The sequence below is a fragment of the Lysinibacillus sp. FSL L8-0126 genome (assembly GCF_038630385.1).
Lineage (GTDB): Bacteria > Bacillota > Bacilli > Bacillales_A > Planococcaceae > Lysinibacillus > Lysinibacillus fusiformis_D.
The window spans coordinates 3,153,834-3,173,078 of record NZ_CP152028.1 but is presented as its reverse complement, the minus strand read 5'-3'; the positions used below and the strand labels follow the sequence as shown (position 1 = coordinate 3,173,078).

Sequence of the window (19,245 nt, the reverse complement as noted above, 5' to 3'; positions counted from 1 at the left end):
TAAATCGAGTGTTACCGTTTTTTCAATTTTTCAGAGCATGCTCAAAAAATTCGGACATCATTATCAAGGCGGCATTGATGATTGCTATACCTCAAGAATTCCTCGTAGCCAACGATCCACAAAGTTTTCAAAGGTAATACCATAATTATCATAAACAGCATGATAGACAAAATAAGTTCCTAATCGATCAAGCATTTCATCATTAATTTTCATCCAAACCGCTCCCTTTCTCTCATCATTTTACTAAATCTTCAGACTTATATACTTTCCAAATGCCGAACAATCAAGTGGAGATCGCATCGTTGCAAAACCGTCACAAACTGCCGCCTTCATGCCCTTTCTTCGTATTTTTCTTTTCGTTAAGATAGTAATAACAACTTACTAGACTGGAGGGACTACTTGTGAAATGGATGACGAAGGTAGCTTGTATAACATGCATCTGTGCTTTACTAACAGGCTGTGGTGATCGATTAGCAGAAATTAGAGATGCTGCTTCAGGCATCAATTCAGCGGCCAATTCCGCAGCTAGTGCAGTTAGTCGAGATGTCCATGCCATGCGCGCTATAGACATTAACTATCAAGATACATCTTTTACAGTTAATGACCTATTTAAAACTATTTTACGTGACATCCGCTGGGATTATGACCTTGAAAAAAATGAGCTACATGTGAGAGGCACTTGGCAGCCCCCACTATTTTCTGACCAGCCCTGGGATGGAGATATGAAAGAAAAGCTAGCGGAAGCGGGCTTTGTCACGGTAACGTGTAAATTCATTGATGATAAAATCGATAGTAAGCACACAAACGTCATACTTACATATAATGAGGAAATTCTCTTACAAGAAAATGGTGAAGAAGCACTCCATCACCTATACGATACCTATTTACTTCCCTAATCTTAGTAACGTTTCTACCAGTTAACAATGGCAGAAACGTTATTTTTTTATTAAAAAAATCTTACAATTTTGAAATATTGACGCCTATCATTTGAATATATTTAGACCATCACGTTATAATCAAAGTATCACGTGATGGTTTGGAGGTGTTTGCATTGGGACAGAGAAATTAAAAATTGGCGAACTTGCAGAAAAAACAGGCATTACTAAACGAACAATCGATTATTATACCAATATTGGTTTGTTGGATGCAGAACGTTCTGCAACAAATTATCGCTTCTATGATCCAATAATGATTGAACGACTTCAATTTATTGAACAACGCAAACAACAGGGGCTCTCACTCGTAGCAATCCAACATGAATTGAACATCACACCCTATGAAGAAATCGATGTACAAATGCTTCGTTTAAAAATGCAAGATTTAGAGCATGATGTAGCTTCATTGCTAGAGCAAATGAACAAACAAGATGATAAAAAAATTGAAACCATTAAGAAAAACGTTTCACCCGAAAGTATTGCATTAATGCAATCCTTACTATTACTTATTCATAATTAGGAGGTGACGTTCTGTTTTTACAGAACGACTATTTGGAGACCATTATAAACCTATCGATTTTTACCATTTTATTAGCTTTAACAGGCTTTTTCGTAGCAACAGAATTTGCCATTGTCAAGGTGCGCTCCTCAAGACTCGATCAGCTGGTTGCAGAGGGCAATAAAAAAGCAATTGCTGCTAAGCATGTTGTCCATCATTTAGATGAATACTTATCTGCCTGCCAATTAGGTATTACAGTAACCGCACTTGGTATCGGGATGGTTGGTGAAAAAACCTTTGAATTTATGCTTCACCCACTTTTTGAAATGGTCGGCATTTCTGATAAATATATGACGATCTTTACAATTGGTACAGCCTTCGCTATCGCAACGTTTTTACATGTAGTAGTTGGCGAACTAGCTCCAAAAACGGCAGCTATTCAAAAGGCTGAAGCTATTACACTTCTTTTCGCAAAGCCAATTATGTTTTTCTACAAAATCATGTACCCATTTATTTGGTTTTTGAACGGTTCTGCACGTGTTTTAATTGGACTATTCGGCATGAAGCCCGCTAGTGAACATGAGCTTTCTCATACAGAGGAAGAATTGCGATTATTAATGTCTGAAAGCTTTAAAAGTGGTGAAATCAATAAATCTGAGCTTAAATATGTGAACAATGTCTTTGAATTTGATGAACGTATTGCTCGTGAAATCATGGTTCCCCGAACAGAAATAGTTGGTATTGAACAAAATGAATCGTTTACCCATATCATTCATACCATTGCCGAGGAAAAATATACGCGCTACCCTGTATACGATGGTGACCGCGATAATATTCTAGGCTTTATCAATGCCAAGGAACTATTTACGCATGGGTTACTTGAACAACTTACAGACGACACATTAGTTTTAGAGGATTTCATTAATCCTGTCATTCGTGTTATTGAAACAATTCCTATTCAGGAATTACTTGTACGCATGCAAAAAGAACGAATCCATATGGCCATTTTAATGGACGAATATGGTGGTACATCTGGACTAGTAACGGTTGAAGACATTTTAGAGGAAATTGTTGGTGAAATTCGGGATGAATTTGACGGTGATGAAATTGCTGATATTCGAAAAATCACAGATCATCACTATATTTTAAATGCCAAAATGCTTGTGGAAGATGTTGAAAATCTATTAAACATTACGCTGGATGCAGAGGAAGTAGAAACATTAGGTGGTTGGTTCTTAACAGTGAATAATGGCATTAAAGCTTCAAGAAATATTGAATTAGACACCTATCTCTTTAGCATCTATGAGCAACAAGGGCATCAAATTCATTATATTGAGGTTCGACCTCTACGAAAAAGTGCACCAGTTATCACAGAAGTACAATCAACATAAGGGAATGAAACTGGTATTTATTATTCCATTATTAGCCATTCCACTATATAATGGATAACGTAATAAGATTCTAGTTTCAGGGGGCAATACACATGACATTGTTTAAGCTATATCATTCAGATGGTATTCACATTATTACCGACGTAAAAAAACACAAAACAAATATTGAATTAAAAACGGTTACAGGAGAAATTTTATATATTATCGTTGTAACAGACGAAAATTACACAGTCTATGACGATCGTTTTGCAGGAGCTTCTAAGCAATTAAATTCTGTGGAAGCCTTCGATATTGATGGTAGTTTCCGCAGTTTAGATTTCGATAATATGCGTGCCTTATTTAAGGAGGCCTTTACAAAGCTATTACATGAGATTGCCTTATGTGTCAAAAATAAAGAAGAACTGGTGGATATTGATACGCTCCGCCATAAAGTAAGTGCACAGATTAAAGGCATCCATTTCCGTGTAATCTCTGATACGAAAAAATATGAGATTTAATCATCCAACAGACTGTTCCATTATGGGCAGTCTGTTTCATTTTTAATTCCACTATTGAAAGAAAAACACGTATCTTTACTTTCATGTATAATGGAACATAACAATCTGAAAAAAGGGGTGTTAGGATGAATCGTGAACAATTAATCACACTCATTTCAGAAAAACTGAAATTAATCCGTACAGAAAAAGCTTTTACACAGGATCAAATGAGTGATTTATTAGGGCTATCTAAGAAAACACTTGTACAAATTGAAAAAGGCCGTATCCTAGCTGGTTGGACAACTACTGTTGCCATTTGCACTTTGTGTCGTGACAGCTCGATTTTACAGCATGAGCTTGGCGGTGATCCATTGGAGGTAGTAGATTTAATCGCGAATAATGGAACATTGCAGCCAAAGGAAAAAACAATGGGTGGATACATATGGTGGAAAAATATTCATGAGCACGATGGTTATAAACTACAGCAAAACGTTATCAGTCAGCATTTCCGCATTTTAGACAATAATAACTTTCGCCTTATTTCAACATTTGATGAACAAATCGTTAAACAAGCTTGGGACGAATTAATGATTTAATCTAATAGGTTAACAGTATAAGTATTCTAACCTGCTTCTGCTGTTAACCTTCAGCCCCTCCCCTCTCGCAAAACCCCCACCCCTGACAAATGAATAAGGAAATAAAATCTCCTTTCATATGATAAAGAAAAATAGTAGGAAGTGAATTATTTCTTCGACCATTCTATGTAAAAAGCCAGTAAAAGCTGGAAAAGTCGAAATTTGTAGAAGAATTCTCTATACTGAATAGTAATGCTTTACTATTAGAAAGGATGCTCGGAAATGAATCGAATACTAGCAATTAGTGATATACATGGAGAATTAGGGCTGTTAGAAGAATTACTTTTAAAAGCAAACTACGATCCACCGAATGACCAACTTTTTTTACTTGGTGATTATGTAGACAGAGGTCCCGCTTCTAGTGGTGTATTAAATTTGGTTAATGAATTACAAGCAAAGGGTGCACGTGTTTTGCTAGGTAACCACGAGGCAATCATGCTCAATGCCTGTCGTTCTGGCCTTGCTAAGCCATGGAACCATTGGGTCGGACTATGTGGTGGAGAGGCCACACTGGCAAGCTATGGCTACCAGTTGGAAGATTTTGAGGAAGCTATTGAAAACAATACATTGCCTAGCTTTATTCAAACATTACCGAAGCTTGAAGAACATTTACAACTAATTGAAACATTTGAAATATATATTGAGTTAGAGGATGCTATTTTTGTCCACGGGGGCGTTGTTCCTGGTGTCGCTATCGCAGACACTGACCCCATGCGTTTACTGTGGATTCGTGAGGAATTTCATGCAGGTTATAATGGGGATAAAACGGTGATCTTTGGACATACCCCTACGTATAATTTTCACCAAAATCCAACGGACTATCGTGTCTATTTCGGAGAAAATAACATCATAGGCATTGATGGTGGCGCAGTTTTTGGCGGACAGCTACATGCATTAGAGTGGCCAAGTCGCCAAATTATTTCAGTGGCTAATAAAAAACCAACAAGTAACGAATAACTTGTTGGTTTTTATTTTGAAGATTGTTTTTTCAAGCGAGCTCTATAAATCTGGACGCCATGACGTCTAGTCATCATTGATTGAATCAATATAACTTAAAGATAACCCCTACTAATGAGTATACAATGACAGTTGAAAATAGTATTGTCATATGGAAAAGTGAAAAGACAAACATTTTAGTAGCCCATTTCACTTGATCCGTATTACTATGATAGCCGTAAATACTCATCACTAACCAAGCAACACTTAAAATCAATGCCACAAGCATAATTCCAACACTTAACGAGCCAAATAAAAAGCTTGATAGAATCAATAAAACTAAATAAAAATTGGTTTGATAATACGTACGGCGCATTCCTTTGACAACGGGCAGCATAGGTACACTGGCTGCTTCATAGTCTACACGTTTGCGGATCGCAATGGCATAAAAATGAGGCATTTGCCAAATCACCATGACAAAAAATAAACCAAGTATCGCAGGATGTGTAATATCTGTTGATACCGCAGACCAACCAATTAATGGCGGCACTGCCCCACTAATACTACCAATTTCCGTATTATAAATCGTACGACGTTTTGTCCACATTGTATAAGGGACTACATATAAAAACACACCTAATAGACCAAACGCAGCTGCTAATGGTGAAGCCAGTGCCAACACAGCTACCCCGATGATCAACATCGCAACGGCTAAAGATAGCGTCGTTTTTGCTGACATTTCCCCTGTTACAGTTGGTCGGCTTTGTGTACGAGGCATAATCGCATCAATATCACGATCATAGACATTATTAAATGCCCCTGCTGCTCCAATTACAAGGGCAGAACCGATTGTTGAAAAAATAATTTCTGGTATATTGTCCATTAACGTCATTTTATTTTTGTACATGCCTAGCGTTAAACCAGCCCACATCGGTATTAAATTGGATTTGATAATGCCAGTTTTGACCGTTTGCGCTAAAATAGCAGAGCGTGATGACTTCCCTCTTGATTTTTCGGAGGATTGCGGTTTATGCTCCGTTTTCAGATTTTGTTCCATTCATCTTAATTCCTTTTCTCCATAATTTCTACCCGCTTCCATCGATAGAAAGCGACAAAATTTGCATCTAGCACATCAAATTATTATTTTACCCCTTTTAGATTGGTTCTGTCTCTATGTTCACATAAAGTACATGTTTTCATCTAACCAACCACGCTCATTCACAACATCTTCTATGATACCACCGACTGACATGAATTTGAACCTTCTTGCCTCGATTCTTCTAATCACTATTGGAGAAAAATAATTTGATAAGTGATCTTTTTTCCATAGCCAAAAAAACCGAGACATTTATTTGCCTCGGTTGTCATTTTATTGAAGATCTTCTTGTAATTGCTGTGCTAAAAATGCTACAAGGTCACGAAGATTATCAGGTGTGACACCATGTCCATCTGGATATTGCTTAAAGGTTACCTTTGCACCAAATTGTTCAAAAATCTCCTTACTCTCCATGCCCCATTGAGAAGGAATGACATAATCATAATCACCATGAGAAATAAAAGCATGTAAATGCTCTACTGAGCGAATGGCATATTCCTCCGTTACAAATTTAGGGGTATAGCCACTTAAAGCAACGATTCCTGTCACTAAATTCCCCATGACAAAGGCAAGTGATTGTGCTAATACGGCGCCTTGGCTAAAGCCTAAGACGAATACTTTATGAGGATCGATTTGATATTCATCGATCGCTTCTAATATAAAACGTTGAAGCGCCATTAATACTTTATCAAAAATTGCGCGATCTGGTTGTCCCACCTCTTGAATCGTGAAAAAAGCATAGCCAGGATTCTGTGTAATCGGCCCTCGTAAGCTAAATATATGACATTGCTCTTGAAAATCTTGCACTAATTGTGGTAAGTCCTCTTCATGACTACCCATACCATGCAATAAAAAAATAGCAGGATATTTTTTCGTAGAATCCATTTCAGTTGGTTGTGTATGTTTAAAAGTAAATGGTGTATTCATTCAATTAAATTCCTTTCACGTAAAACTTCGTAACAAAGTTAGCATAATTTTGTTTTATTAATCAAACCATCTGTATGATAAGCAATATACCCATTTACAATACGAATTGTTTCTTCTGGGTCTGCATCAAAAAGTACTTTTGATTGCTCTGGCGTTGATACAAAAACAGTTAATAAATCCATCCGCATTGAATGACCGGCTGAGCTATATGCATAGTCATAAATGATGGCTTCCTCTGTCATGTTTTCCGTCTCATACTGCTTATGGAATAATTCCTTCGCTGCCTCCATTTGCTCTGCTACTTGCTGACGAATTCGCATCTGGTGCATTAATAACTCTTCCTCCAGCGCTGCAGGCTTTAGCCAATTTTTTGCATGAAGCATTTTTAAAAATTGTTGCTCCCAAGCCTGTTCATTCTCAGTAAAAAAGAGCATATTGACCATCAGCATATCCCAAAAGTCCTTAGTGGATGCGGCTGATTGTCGCTGCACGGCAATAGTTTCTTTAAAATGCTCTTCCACCTTCGTTATATTCATATTGCGAACTAAATGATTACATACGTTTTCAATAAATTTATTTGCCACTTCTTGTGCCATAAAAAAATCCGTCCTTTATATCTACAAATCATTTTCTTTCTTATCATACCATGATTGTGGAATATGGCAACGAACCCCTCTCAGCCGAAAAAAGATGCCTCCATTTACAGTTGGAGACATCCTACATAAATTAAGAGAACACATAGCTATCCATAGTATCCATTGTATTTTGAATGGCATCTTTCAATGATCGTTGCTGTTCTCCGCAAGAGGCTAGTGCATCCTCCAAAGCGAGTGCGGCATTCGCCATAAATGGAGCCATTTGTAAATCCTTCGCCAATTGAATAAGGACTAGTGCTTTATTCCATTTCCAACGAGGATTTATAGGATCTAGTTGAATCGCTTGCTCTAAATAACCAAGTGCATCAAAAGGCATCCAACCAAAGCGATGCATTGTCTGCCCCGTAATCCCCCAGTAGACAGCCTTATTTGGGTTTTCCTTTACTGCTTGTTGAAAGCAGTGAACACTCTCATTGTAGTGGTGAGCAAATAAAAACAGCTCCCCTTGTGTAAAAAAGGATTGAGCCCTATCGGATGGTGTGCCTGTTTTCGCAGCTTCCTCTAATTGCTGAATACGCTTGGCAAATGCCTCTTCCTCTTCTATTGCACGTATTTCCACCACCAAATCCGATTCAGGGTAGCTTTCATCAGCTCTTTCTGCATGCTGTACTTCCCCATGTGCTGTAGGCTTTGGGTAGCGATCAAGATCATATTGTTCGAATAAAGCCATGTATTTTTGTGCCCGTGCTTTTTCTTCTTCGCTTGTCACCTGCTTCGCCAATTCATAGCATTTCATCAGTTCACCGTTATAAAAATAATCATCCATTGACATTGTCGATTCCTCCAGTGTACAACTTTTCAGTATTTTTAGTATACACTACAAAAACCAAAAGAGACTGTATCAAAAGTTATTTTGATACAGTCTCTTAATGTGGAAAAGAAAACCATCCATAATAGCATTTTTGTGAAAGGTAAAAAAGGATTTCTGTTGTAGGCTACTTGCTTTCCTGTGGGCGAGCGCCGAGCCGCTTCCTCTGCTACCGCTCCGTTTAGAGGCTCGCCTGTCTCGCTATCCCACGGGAGTCAAGTAGCCTTCCACTCCAACCCACAAAAATATTGCCTTTTTTAGCAAAGGTCTTTACTACTCTTTATGGAGGGGTGTTGTCACACATCACTTCTCCACATTGAAAATAAGAGGCTATCCTCTCTTATAATATAAATAATGGGCTATTTTGTTCAGGAAAAGACACTTTTGCAGAAAGGTTGATTGGAGTGGAGCCAGCGTCACTCCTAGGGAATTTAGCGTCATAGAGGAGACCCTGGAGCGAACGCAGTGAGTGAAGCGGCTCATCGGACGCCCCCTGGAAAGGACGCTGGCGGAACGGAAATCAACCTCTTACCTTGTTAAAAAGTCTTGTTCTGCTATTAACATCATCTTTTTCAACAACATGAGACTGTATCAAAAGTTATTTTGATACAGTCTCTACTTCTCTATTTCTTTAACACGACGGTATTTAAAAAAGTACGTAAATCCTCTTCTTTAAGAGCTCCTACAAAGCGATTTACTTCTTTACCACCTTCGAAATGAATAAATGTCGGTGTTGCTTCAATATTATACTTATTCCATAAATCTTCATATTCATAGACATTCAATTGTGCAACATCAACACCTAGCTCATCGGCAACTGGCATTAATACTGGTGTAAATGCTTGGCAGTGAACACAAATTGGACTGAAGAAGTAAGCATTAACCGCTTCACCAGCTTCAATTTTAGCTTCTAGTTCATCTGGTAACATAATGTTTTGATAGTTTTTATCGTCTAATTGATCGATTGTTTCTTGTTTTAGCTTTTTATCGCCGTAAGGGTTGTTTGCGCTTTCTAATTTACTCTTGTTTGAGACATTGGTAAGCACAATAATTGCTGCAAATAATACAACAATCACTGAGCCAATAATTAATAATTTTTTCACTAAAATAGTGACCTCCTTTTTTACACTAAAAGCCTAATTTTAGTGTATTCGCGTTTGATTATAAAGTGTTTTGAAAACCTAGTAAACTAATTTGCCTTTAAATGAAGATATTTCACATTTATAACATAATTTTAAGTATATTTGGGAACATACATAATGAGAGATCATGCAAATTTTGAAATGTGGGGTGATTTAGATGAAAAACTCGTTCCAGCATGTTTTTCAAATTTATACAAAGGATATCCGAAATATTGTTACCAATTGGGTCGTAGCTGTCATTATAGGTGGACTTATTTTCCTGCCTTCTCTTTACGCATGGTTGAATATTTATGCTTCCATGGACCCGTACGCCCACACAGCTAATATGAAGATCGCAATAGTCAATGAAGATAAGGGAACTACTGTTAGAGATGATGCCATCAATGTTGGAAAAGAGGTCATAGAGAATTTACGTACTAATAATAGCTTTACATGGGAGCTAGAGACGGAGAAACAAGCGCTGGCACAATTAAAAAATGGCGAATACTTCGCTGCCATTGTCATCCCCCATGATTTTTCCGAAAAGCTAACTTCCATTCTAACCGATCAACCAACGAAAGCTCATATCGATTATTATGTAAATGAAAAAAAGAATCCTATTGCCCCTAAAATTACAAGTAAAGGTGCAAGTGTCCTTACACAGCAAGTTTCGAATGAATTTGTGTCGACTGTCAATGGCACTCTTTTTTCCATTTTTAATACAATTGGCGTTGAAATGGAGCGTGACATTCCTGATTTTCGCAAATTTGAAAACTATGTCTTTACAATCGAACAGCATTTACCTGATATCAATTCATTTTTGACTCAAGCCTCTACGCAAGGGCAGGATGCAAATCAATTACTGAATCAAGCACTTACACAAATACCTCAAGTAGAACAACTTACAACAGATGGTTTAACGACCATTCAGAAGGGTTTACATTTAGTGAATGAAGCGGATGTTCTGTTTAATGAGCTGTCACCTGTTATCAAACAAGATGTAGCCACTGTCCAAACTATCGCACAACACTTTTCAGATATCATAAATAAGCTCAATAATATCGACTTAGATCCATCCTCCTTTGCTCAAACGAAGGAAGCATTGCAACAGCAATTGACAACCGCCAAAGATAACATCACTAATAGTATTCAAACGCTTGAAGCTTTGCAAAAATTAATTCAAGCTGATGCCTTAACACGACAGCAATTAGAGAAGTCTTTGACAACTATTATCAATTCTTTACAGGAAAATAATGCCGAAGAGAATCAGTCACTCATTGAACAGCTTACAACGATCCGTGAAGCCTTACAGCATCAACCAAGCTTCATTGATTCCACGACAAACGCTCTTAGCGCATTACAACAGTTACATGCTTTACATGACGATGTACTAAATAAACTGGCACAAGTAAAGCCAATTGATAAGGAAGTCATCAAGCAGGATATTGTCGCTATTCAAAACATGGCACAAAACGCAACGACTAATTTGCAGAAATTTTTATCCTATTATAATGATAGTCTAGAGCCACAAATTCGATCCACCTTAGCTAGTGCTAAACAAACATTAACAAATGCTTCGGCTATGCTGACGGATGTAAAGCAATTCATTCCACAAGCAACAGCTAAATTGTCACAGGCTAAAAATACACTAGGAACGGCTAATAATGCTATTCAAAAAATACAAACGGAATTTCCGACTTTAAGCTCAAAAATTAAGGAATTAGCGACTAAACTGCGGACACTAGAAGAGGAAGCCGATATTGCAGAGATTGTGCAATTACTGAAAAATGACGTCAATGCTGAACGCGATTTCTTTGAGGAACCTATTAAACTGCAGGAGCATCGCTTATTCCCTATTGCAAATTATGGAACAGCTATGACACCGTTTTACACTGTGCTATCTATTTGGGTAGGTTGTTTACTGTTAATTTCATTATTATCTGTGAATCTTCATGGCAATTCATCTTACAGTATTCGTGATATATACTTTGGTCGACTTTTAACATTTGGAACTTTTTCTTTTATCCAAACATTGATTATTACCATCGGCGATACATTTTTAGTAGACGGCTCTATTCAAGCACCCGTTTACTTTATCTTATTTGGTCTTTTCATTAGTCTCGTATTTATAACCGTTGTGTATACACTCGTATCCGTCTTTGGAAATGTAGGGAAAGCATTAGCTATCGTGATGCTTGTGCTACAAATTGCAGGGTCTGGTGGGACATATCCTGTCGAATTATTACCAAGGTTTTTCCAAATAATCAATCCATTTTTACCTTTTACGTATGCTATAGAATTAATGCGTGAAGCTGTAGGAGGGATAATTTGGTCCACAGTTTGGGTGGATCTCCTCTTCTTAGCAGGTTTCTGGTTCATTTTTATCCTGTTCGGCTTTTTCTTAAAGAAATTATTGAGCGAGAAAATGGAACATTTCATGAACAAAACACGTGGATTAGATATATTTCATTGATTTTCAAATAGACTGCCTGTAAATGTTTACGGAAACGATGTTATAATGGAAGTATTGTAAACATGTAGGAGGCGCTATTTTTGAAGAAAACGATTTCTATTTTTGTTGTATTGGCGTTATTATTATTAAGTGCATGTGGTAAAGATAAAAACAGTGTTGAATCGAACCATGAAGCTAATGACGCTTCACATGAAGGACATACACAAGCTTCAGGTGATATACAGGAAGAAACCGCTTCGGCTGATGTCCTGCCATCCTTTTTAGACGATAAACAGGAAAATATTCGTTTAGTCTATCAGCTTGCAGGACAATCGACAGAGGTTCTAGAATGGATGCCATGCTATTGCGGTTGTGGCGAATCAGTAGGCCATAAAAGTAATTTAAACTGCTTTATTCAGGACAAACGAGAAGACGGATCCATCGTCTGGGATGATCATGGAACACGTTGTTTAGTATGCTTAGAGATTGCTGTACAGTCCGCACAAATGCATAAAGAAGGAAAAAGCCTAAAAGAAATTCGTCAGGTCATTGATGATACTTATAAAGAAGGCTATGCAAAGCCAACACCAACTGATATGCCTGCATAAAAAAGCAAAGTCGCACGCGACTTTGCTTTTATTTTTTCAATTGATTTTTCTTCCTTTTGCGAAGAATGATATATAGAATTACTGCGATGACAATAATCAGCCCCACAAATTCCGCAATTAAGACATAGGAGATCTCACCTTTTTTATCTACGTTTATAACGCCGTTATTAGCATGCTGATTCACTGCCACTACAAATTGTCCTTCTTTTGTTTCAATCGCAGCAGCTATCTGTGAATCCGTCTCTTTTAAATGGCTATAAAAGTCTCCCGTTATGGGAGTATCTCCAAATGAATGAATCCATAGTAAAGGCTCATTAACCTGCCAGAAATTTTTTGTTATAAATGCATATTGACCAATAGCCTCAGGTAAAAATCCTTGTTTGATGAACTGCTCAGTTGTATGCGGAATCGTGGTAGCATGTTGTGACAGCCATGTCAGATGCTCCATATCTCCCGTAAAAATAACTGCATGCTTTTGTAACTTTTCCTTTGTGACATTTTTGTCCTTCATCAGTGTGATTTGCGCCATTTTTCCATTCATCATTAATGCTTTATAAAGCGACACCATTTTTGTATCATCCATATTTTCGTTACTAGGGATGACCATTAACGTATTTTCATGAAAGGCATTGGGGAAATCACGTAATGTAAAGGTTGGCTCTGCTGTATCTTTTACTATGGATAATGTGCTGTCACTATCAATATACAGCCAATATCGCTCATTAGTTGTTTCACACGGATCTTCAAGTTGGAAGCCCGTTACCTCAAATTGAAGATCTGTCATCGATTGCTTGTTAAGCACGTTGGTTTGGATCGGTATGATCGCCTCGTACATATCTGATGTTGTTTGTTCTAATTTTCGTAAATCTACAGCATGTGGCACATTATTAATATAAGCAATCAATTCTAATTTTCGATCCTCGTCCTCTTTACTGCTCGGTATAGTAGCAGATTTTTTTAAGATCAATCGCATCGTCGCTTCTTTATTTGCCTCTAGTTGCGGCAAGGAAACATAATAATGAGGTGTCATTGTGACTTGACTAGATAAAAGTCGGTCCTCAAAGCCAAATTGCTGGAATGAAATCGTTGTGTCGGATGTCTGTTCCACTGTCGGTACATCTTTAATCGCTACTGTATTACCGATTAATTGCTCGAATAGTCTTGCTTCGGTTAAAAATGATAGTCGATCCTGTATCGCTTGAGCATTCGAAGAGGTTACCACTAAAAGTTGAACTTTTCGATTAGAGTCTGTATTCAAAAGTTCCTGCATTGTCAGTGTCATTGCATCATCCGTAACACTTATGTTGTTTACTATTTTTTTCAATAGGCTTGTACTAAATTCGGTTTTCGCCCCGACGATAATGATTGGACCTGACGCTTTACTAACAGCATCTTCTCGTTTAATCTGTACATCTATATCACCATGTTCGGATAAAAAAGCAGCAAGCTGATAGCCACTGTTTAATGTGGCTTCAGAGGCCTGCTTCGGTAAAACAACCGTCGTGACATAGCCCTCATAACCTAAAAATGCAGCAGGATAACTTGTTAAGGACCCTGCCTGACTTTCCTCGCTGAATGCTGAAATAGATGATAATATTTCGATGCGTAACCAATTCCCTGCATTGCCTGGAGCGACGCAAATTCCTTCTTTCAGAATGCCATAAAAACTAGCTGTTATTTTATGTGAGCCTTGTAACAGTGCTTCTTTTGGAAGATTGACCGTAACAGTTTGTTTTAATAAATCGGCTCTCAATGGCACTGTTTTAAGTGCTACATCATCCACTTTCACCGTGAAGGAGGACGGTGCTATCAGTAGTTCTGAATGCTGAATTTGAAATGTCACTTGTTGATTATTTGAGGGAACATCCTCAGTTAAATTGTAGTAAAAATCTCTGGACGAAGAAGGCCCCTGTAATTCGATTGGCTGTGCTAATAACGGCTTTTTCTGCTGTTGATTGCCCTCTATTGCAATTATGTTGTCATCCACGGTAATGGTTGCCGCAACTGCATCGTTAGCAAAACATAAAAAACCAATACAAAATAACAATGAATAGAAGAATTTGGTTCTCATTATTCTGCTCCTTTATCTGATTGCTTGGAAAAACGCTCTGTTTTATACCATTGAACTTCCTGCCCTGTAAACATGCGTTTTATTTCTAATAGTAATGACCAAACGACTAGCACGATCCACATTTGCGAATAGGTAAAATACATAAGTATGACATAGAAGAAATTTTTTCGATTCATTTCTGTTTTTTCAATACTTAAAGTAATCATAACTTCACCTAGGAAAAGTAAAAAGGCTAATACCCATAAAACAAGGGCAATATCGCCAACGGTCAAACCAATATCATAAAATAAATTAATGATAAACAAAGTATTGGATAATATAACGCCAAAGAAAAATAAGAAATACGTAAAGAAGAAGTAAAATAAATCAAACATAATACTTTTTCTTTTTAAGGTAAAAAATTGACTCAAGAACTTTAGCACTACATATTGATTGCCCCTTGCCCACCTTGTGCGTTGCTTCCACCATACTTTTAATGTTTCTGGCTCTTGCTCCCATGTAATAGCCTTTGGGAAAAAGCGAATGTGGTAGCCTAAATTATAAACACGAATGGTCAGCTCTGTATCTTCTGCTAATGCTTTTACATCCCAACCACCTAATTGCTCTAAAACAGTGCGCCGGATAGCAAAATTAGTGCCAGGTATGGTAGCCACCTTAAACCATTTCCAACGCCCTCCCTGAGCCATCCATTGGAAACATATCGTTTCAATATTAATAAAGCGTGTCAACCACGTTTCCGCTGCGTTGATAACACGAAACTTCCCTACAGTAGCAGCTGCTTTCGGATCATTTATTAATCCCATCACTAAATACCAAACTGCCATCCGTTCAGGAGTATTATCAGCATCATAGACCACTACGATATCGCCTGTTGAATCAGCAAGTGCCGAATTTAACGCAGAGGATTTCCCTTTCCCCTTGTTCGGCTCTACTGTTTCAATCACACGAATAAATGGAAATTTCTTAGCGTATTGCTCTGCAATCGCACCTGTTTCATCAGAGGAATTATCATTAATGACAATCACCTCTAGTTGATCTTTAGGATAATATAAACGAGACATGGCCCTTAGTGTCTGGTCGATCACGAGCGCTTCATTGTGAGCAGGGATAAAGACACTAACAGAAGGAACTTTGTCCATTTTTTTAGCCCATTCATCAATCGGTTTTTCAAATGTACGAAAGTGTAAATAACCACCCTCCATTAAAAACATATGATAGAGTAACATGATCCAAATGAGGAAAAGTGAAATAAAAAATAATGTATTAGCCATTTGTTTTCCTCTCCTCAAATAATCTCTTACGTAATGTGATACGTAAACGTAAGGTACTTATAAAAAATAATGTAACAAACAGGGAAACAATGAAAACGAGCGCCCATAATATTAACTCAAATGGTCGTTCATCAAATGAAATTTTTAATCGTTCTAATTTCGAAAACGATAAGTGAATGGTTTGTTTACCCTTTTCATCCTGCACGATCGAAACGTTCTCTGACGTTACTTGCTGTTTCGTATGACGGAAATCGAAAAATTCGATTTGTGGATGTTCCCTTAAATAAGCTACAAGACCCTCTACGTAGGAAGCATTTAAATAGGCTGGATATTGAATACCAATGATGGAGCTAGGCACTTTTAATAATCGATCTATTTCCTGTTGGACAGGATATAGAGGAAGATTATCCGTATTGGCAATAGACCCAACCGTCATCGGGTAAATGATGCGATTGTCACTTTTCGATAGATATAGTTGTTGATTTCCTTGTTGTATACTCCCTTTAAATAAGGGGCTATCACCATTGATGACTGTAGGATAAATTTTACGAAGTACTAAATAATCAAGACTTCTTTCAGTTGGAATAGTAGTGGATGATGAAAGAATAAATGGATAATTTTCCTTTTGCAATTGTTGCAAATAACTTAATAATTTTTTATTGTCGTGCAAGTGATAGGATTTTTTTTCATGCTCATCCATGAAAATGGGTGTGACTTCAAGAGCAATGGGTATTTTTTTTTCAGAAAATCCCGTCACTACCTCTTTTAACTTTTGCACATCTGTTTTCATATTAATATCTGTTAACACGATATAGCCAGGATGTACCTGTGGCTTGGGTAATTGTAAAAGCTCGCCTATGATAGCAGGCCATTGATAGGACCATGTATCTTTATTGATGAATTCTCCAATAAATGACCATTTGTCCTTGCTGATGATAAAAGGATAGGATTGGTTTACTGATAAAGCCCTCTGGATTATTTTTGAATCATCGGTTGGTAGTAAACTGTTCCACCGCACAGGGCTGTGTAAACTTTCTTCTCCTATCGCTCTAAGTTCCACTACTGGACCTTCCTGCCATTTGGAAAAGGGTGCAAATTGAAGCGCATTGTCACCTATCAACAGTACGAACCCTTTGAATTGATTCAGTGCAGACAGTGCTTGTGGAGGAAGTTTTGTTGGGTAGGCGTTCATTACAACGACGCGTTTGTATGGTTGCAGCTTTTGTTTGTTGATATCTTCTATCGAAACAACATCTACTGATGTGTAACTCTGCAATATGGCTTGCAATGCGATTACATCCTCATTTGGCTGTTGGTTACTTGTGACATAGATCAAAGCTACGTCCTTATCAGAATCGGCTGCAAAGACCAACTCTTGGTTGATGAAAGTATAAAAACAAAGCATGCCAATGGCGAACCATAAACGATAGTTAGAGCGCACTTGTTTTCATCTCTCTTTCCAGTTCTTCTAGTAATTCATCAAATGTTGATTCCTTCAGTGGATGATAGGTAAAAAAGCTTGTTTTATAACGGAGCGTCACCCATTTTTCATTTAACAATTGGTGATTTTTTAAAGCCTGGTCCAATTTGTCATAAATAACTTCCATATGCTCATCCGTCGTATCAATTAGCAGTAAGCCGATATGGTCTTCACGAAATCGAAATTTTTTATCTGTCTGCCTAACAGTTTGTTGAATCCTTTGAGAGAGCTGTTGCCATAAATGTTGGACTTCTTTCGCTCCATAAAGTTGTTGGAACTTGCGATAATTTTCAATCTTCAACACCATAAAAACAAAGGTATGCTTATGTCGATCCGCTCGTCGCATTTCCTCATTGACACTAATATACATACGTGCCTCATTATCAAATCCAGTTTCAACATCAATCGCTACATATTTTCTAACATCTTCTTGCAACTTTTTTAAATAGTTTTCCTGTTCTTTCATTAATTCATGCATCTTACCAGCACAAAGAATGAGTAGCAGCAATATGATGCCATATATGAAAAATATCTGCATAGAGAAGGTAGAATTTAAAAATGTCATGGATCCAGATATTCCTGTATAGAGAAGTGTTGATCCTGTAATAAAAATAAAGACAAGGCTACTGATAAGCCCAAATACCGTCCCTCTCCAAAGGGTGAGAACAAGTAAGAGCATTAAAAACATGTATAGTAATAAGCCTTCAACATCCTGTCGCAATAAAAAATAAGCAGGTATTTGCAAGAGTAAAATAAGAATGGTCCCATATACCAAAATCGCTCTATTTTTAGTCATTGTTGTACGCATTTTCTACCTCCCTTTCTGCTAATAGTGGTAGTAAATTATCAAAACTATGCGTTGACTGCGTTTTTTTATCAACATAGCCTGTTGTAGGGTCTTTCAAAGCTGACATTTTTTCGATGAACTGTTGTGCTAATTGCTTCTCGTTTAAGGCAATCATATAACGAGCTGCCATTGCATAAACGGCTGGTGATTCATAGCTAACTGTTGATTCGTTTGTTTGTGCATTGTATCGACCATACAATTTATCGTCTCTTTTTAGAAGGTTTAACAGCCAGTTTTTAAATGCGGCTGTATCTCCATTCATTGAAGCCAGATGATAAGCCGTATACAATTGATCAATCATGTGTAGTTCCTCATCAAACACATAGCTCTTAGAAGGAATATCATAATATTTTGGAAAAAACCCTGCCTCAGTGAGTGGCGCATTTTGCAAAATTGCTAACTGATGCTGAACTTGTTGTTGTGATAACACATCATATTTTTCCATTTCTTTGAAAGCAGAAGGCATAATATAGCTAATTGTTAGTGTCTGGGCTTTATCATGAGTATAAACATCCACATAATCGACAAATAGATTTTGATTCATCCCATATTGAACTAACTGATCTCCCATGTTTTTACCCAATTGTATGTAAGACGAATCATGCCATTTTTCACCTGCTTCCAGTAAAACACGAATGATTCGTAAATCATCAATCAGGGCGTTTACCGTAGCTTTTTTTGAGCCCTCTATTCTCCAGACAATCATATCATTTGTTAAAAAATAGGATTTCATGACATTCACCTGGTCATTGAAACGAGCTTGATCGTCTTTTTCTAATAGGTACGCAAGCCATAACCCTACTGATTCTGATAAAAATAAATCCTTTTGGTTTGTTAAATCTGTGCTTAACAACCCTTTATCATTCAGTAAATCTTGAATAACAAACTGTTCCGTTGGTGAAAGAGGTTCTTTTTGAACAGTCACTTCTTTCACCGTACAACTAATCAAAAAAAGAACAACACTACCTATAAACAGCAACCATTTATTATTTTTACGCATTGTCATCATCCTCATTAATCGTTATTTCCCTATAAT

20 protein-coding genes are annotated in these 19,245 nt (G+C 37.3%); 8 read left to right on the top strand and 12 right to left on the bottom strand.

Translation table 11 applies throughout. From position 1 onward, the window contains the following. Positions 1-84: 84 nt before the first annotated feature. Positions 85-213 carry a hypothetical protein gene (locus MHI34_RS15485; RefSeq protein ID WP_255358828.1) on the bottom strand — a complete coding sequence of 43 codons (129 nt, stop codon included), beginning with the start codon at positions 211-213 and terminating at the stop codon, positions 85-87. 197 nt (positions 214-410) lie between these two features. On the opposite strand from MHI34_RS15485, the gene MHI34_RS15480 reads away from it, so the two are divergent. From MHI34_RS15480 to MHI34_RS15455, 6 genes are all read left to right on the top strand, one after another. After that, on the top strand, positions 411-896 hold the full coding sequence (locus tag MHI34_RS15480; protein ID WP_230593778.1) for a hypothetical protein: 486 nt from the start codon (positions 411-413) through the stop codon (positions 894-896). A 154-nt stretch (positions 897-1,050) separates the two neighbouring features. Continuing rightward, positions 1,051-1,455, top strand: a complete 405-nt coding sequence (locus MHI34_RS15475; protein ID WP_312019083.1) for a MerR family transcriptional regulator — start codon at positions 1,051-1,053, stop codon at positions 1,453-1,455. A gap of 32 nt (positions 1,456-1,487) precedes the next feature. Further along, positions 1,488-2,825 (top strand): hemolysin family protein, encoded by a 1,338-nt coding sequence (locus MHI34_RS15470; RefSeq protein WP_036120348.1) that lies wholly within the window; start codon positions 1,488-1,490, stop codon positions 2,823-2,825. A 92-nt stretch (positions 2,826-2,917) separates the two neighbouring features. After that, entirely contained in the window at positions 2,918-3,322 is a 405-nt protein-coding gene (locus tag MHI34_RS15465; protein ID WP_330493178.1) for a hypothetical protein, read from the top strand. A gap of 125 nt (positions 3,323-3,447) precedes the next feature. Next, positions 3,448-3,897 (top strand): helix-turn-helix domain-containing protein, encoded by a 450-nt coding sequence (locus MHI34_RS15460; protein ID WP_036120355.1) that lies wholly within the window; start codon positions 3,448-3,450, stop codon positions 3,895-3,897. Positions 3,898-4,158: 261 nt separating this feature from the next. Then, positions 4,159-4,893: a metallophosphoesterase gene (locus tag MHI34_RS15455; protein WP_342503611.1), complete on the top strand. Its 735-nt coding sequence runs from the start codon at positions 4,159-4,161 to the stop codon at positions 4,891-4,893. Positions 4,894-4,978: 85 nt separating this feature from the next. Here MHI34_RS15455 and cyoE read toward each other — a convergent pair whose 3' ends face one another. From cyoE to MHI34_RS15425, 6 genes are all read right to left on the bottom strand, one after another. Beyond that, positions 4,979-5,929, bottom strand: a complete 951-nt coding sequence (cyoE, locus tag MHI34_RS15450; RefSeq protein ID WP_036120361.1) for a heme o synthase — start codon at positions 5,927-5,929, stop codon at positions 4,979-4,981. A gap of 120 nt (positions 5,930-6,049) precedes the next feature. Then, on the bottom strand, positions 6,050-6,220 hold the full coding sequence (locus tag MHI34_RS15445; RefSeq protein ID WP_342503610.1) for a hypothetical protein: 171 nt from the start codon (positions 6,218-6,220) through the stop codon (positions 6,050-6,052). Positions 6,221-6,241: 21 nt separating this feature from the next. Further along, entirely contained in the window at positions 6,242-6,895 is a 654-nt protein-coding gene (locus MHI34_RS15440) for an alpha/beta fold hydrolase (RefSeq protein WP_058844801.1), read from the bottom strand. A gap of 38 nt (positions 6,896-6,933) precedes the next feature. Further along, positions 6,934-7,491, bottom strand: a complete 558-nt coding sequence (locus tag MHI34_RS15435; RefSeq protein ID WP_058844802.1) for a hypothetical protein — start codon at positions 7,489-7,491, stop codon at positions 6,934-6,936. A gap of 130 nt (positions 7,492-7,621) precedes the next feature. Beyond that, entirely contained in the window at positions 7,622-8,323 is a 702-nt protein-coding gene (locus MHI34_RS15430; protein ID WP_058844803.1) for an O-linked GlcNAc transferase, read from the bottom strand. 659 nt (positions 8,324-8,982) lie between these two features. After that, positions 8,983-9,462, bottom strand: a complete 480-nt coding sequence (locus tag MHI34_RS15425) for a thioredoxin family protein (protein WP_036120381.1) — start codon at positions 9,460-9,462, stop codon at positions 8,983-8,985. A 196-nt stretch (positions 9,463-9,658) separates the two neighbouring features. Here MHI34_RS15425 and MHI34_RS15420 point away from each other — a divergent pair, with 196 nt between their 5' ends. Both MHI34_RS15420 and MHI34_RS15415 read left to right on the top strand, forming a co-directional pair. Next, a complete protein-coding gene (locus tag MHI34_RS15420) occupies positions 9,659-11,953 on the top strand; it encodes a YhgE/Pip domain-containing protein (RefSeq protein WP_058844125.1) in 2,295 nt (764 codons plus the stop codon). Positions 11,954-12,033: 80 nt separating this feature from the next. Beyond that, the gene (locus MHI34_RS15415) at positions 12,034-12,540 is read left to right on the top strand and encodes a PCYCGC motif-containing (lipo)protein (protein WP_036120389.1); all 507 of its coding nucleotides are present in this window, start codon (positions 12,034-12,036) and stop codon (positions 12,538-12,540) included. A gap of 28 nt (positions 12,541-12,568) precedes the next feature. On the opposite strand, the gene MHI34_RS15410 is transcribed toward MHI34_RS15415, so the two are convergent. From MHI34_RS15410 to MHI34_RS15390, 5 genes are read right to left on the bottom strand one after another with little or no spacing between them, the layout of a single operon-like run. Further along, positions 12,569-14,611 (bottom strand): cellulose biosynthesis cyclic di-GMP-binding regulatory protein BcsB, encoded by a 2,043-nt coding sequence (locus MHI34_RS15410; RefSeq protein ID WP_342503609.1) that lies wholly within the window; start codon positions 14,609-14,611, stop codon positions 12,569-12,571. Beyond that, positions 14,611-15,882, bottom strand: a complete 1,272-nt coding sequence (locus MHI34_RS15405; protein WP_036120395.1) for a glycosyltransferase family 2 protein — start codon at positions 15,880-15,882, stop codon at positions 14,611-14,613. The genes MHI34_RS15410 and MHI34_RS15405 overlap by 1 nt, the downstream gene beginning before the upstream one ends. Next, positions 15,875-17,323, bottom strand: a complete 1,449-nt coding sequence (locus tag MHI34_RS15400) for a DUF2334 domain-containing protein (protein ID WP_342503608.1) — start codon at positions 17,321-17,323, stop codon at positions 15,875-15,877. Before MHI34_RS15400 ends, MHI34_RS15405 begins: the two co-directional genes overlap by 8 nt. Then, positions 17,313-18,170: a diguanylate cyclase gene (locus tag MHI34_RS15395; protein WP_271910335.1), complete on the bottom strand. Its 858-nt coding sequence runs from the start codon at positions 18,168-18,170 to the stop codon at positions 17,313-17,315. The genes MHI34_RS15400 and MHI34_RS15395 overlap by 11 nt, the downstream gene beginning before the upstream one ends. Next, positions 18,151-19,209 (bottom strand): hypothetical protein, encoded by a 1,059-nt coding sequence (locus MHI34_RS15390; protein WP_342503607.1) that lies wholly within the window; start codon positions 19,207-19,209, stop codon positions 18,151-18,153. Before MHI34_RS15390 ends, MHI34_RS15395 begins: the two co-directional genes overlap by 20 nt. Positions 19,210-19,245 lie beyond the last annotated feature (36 nt).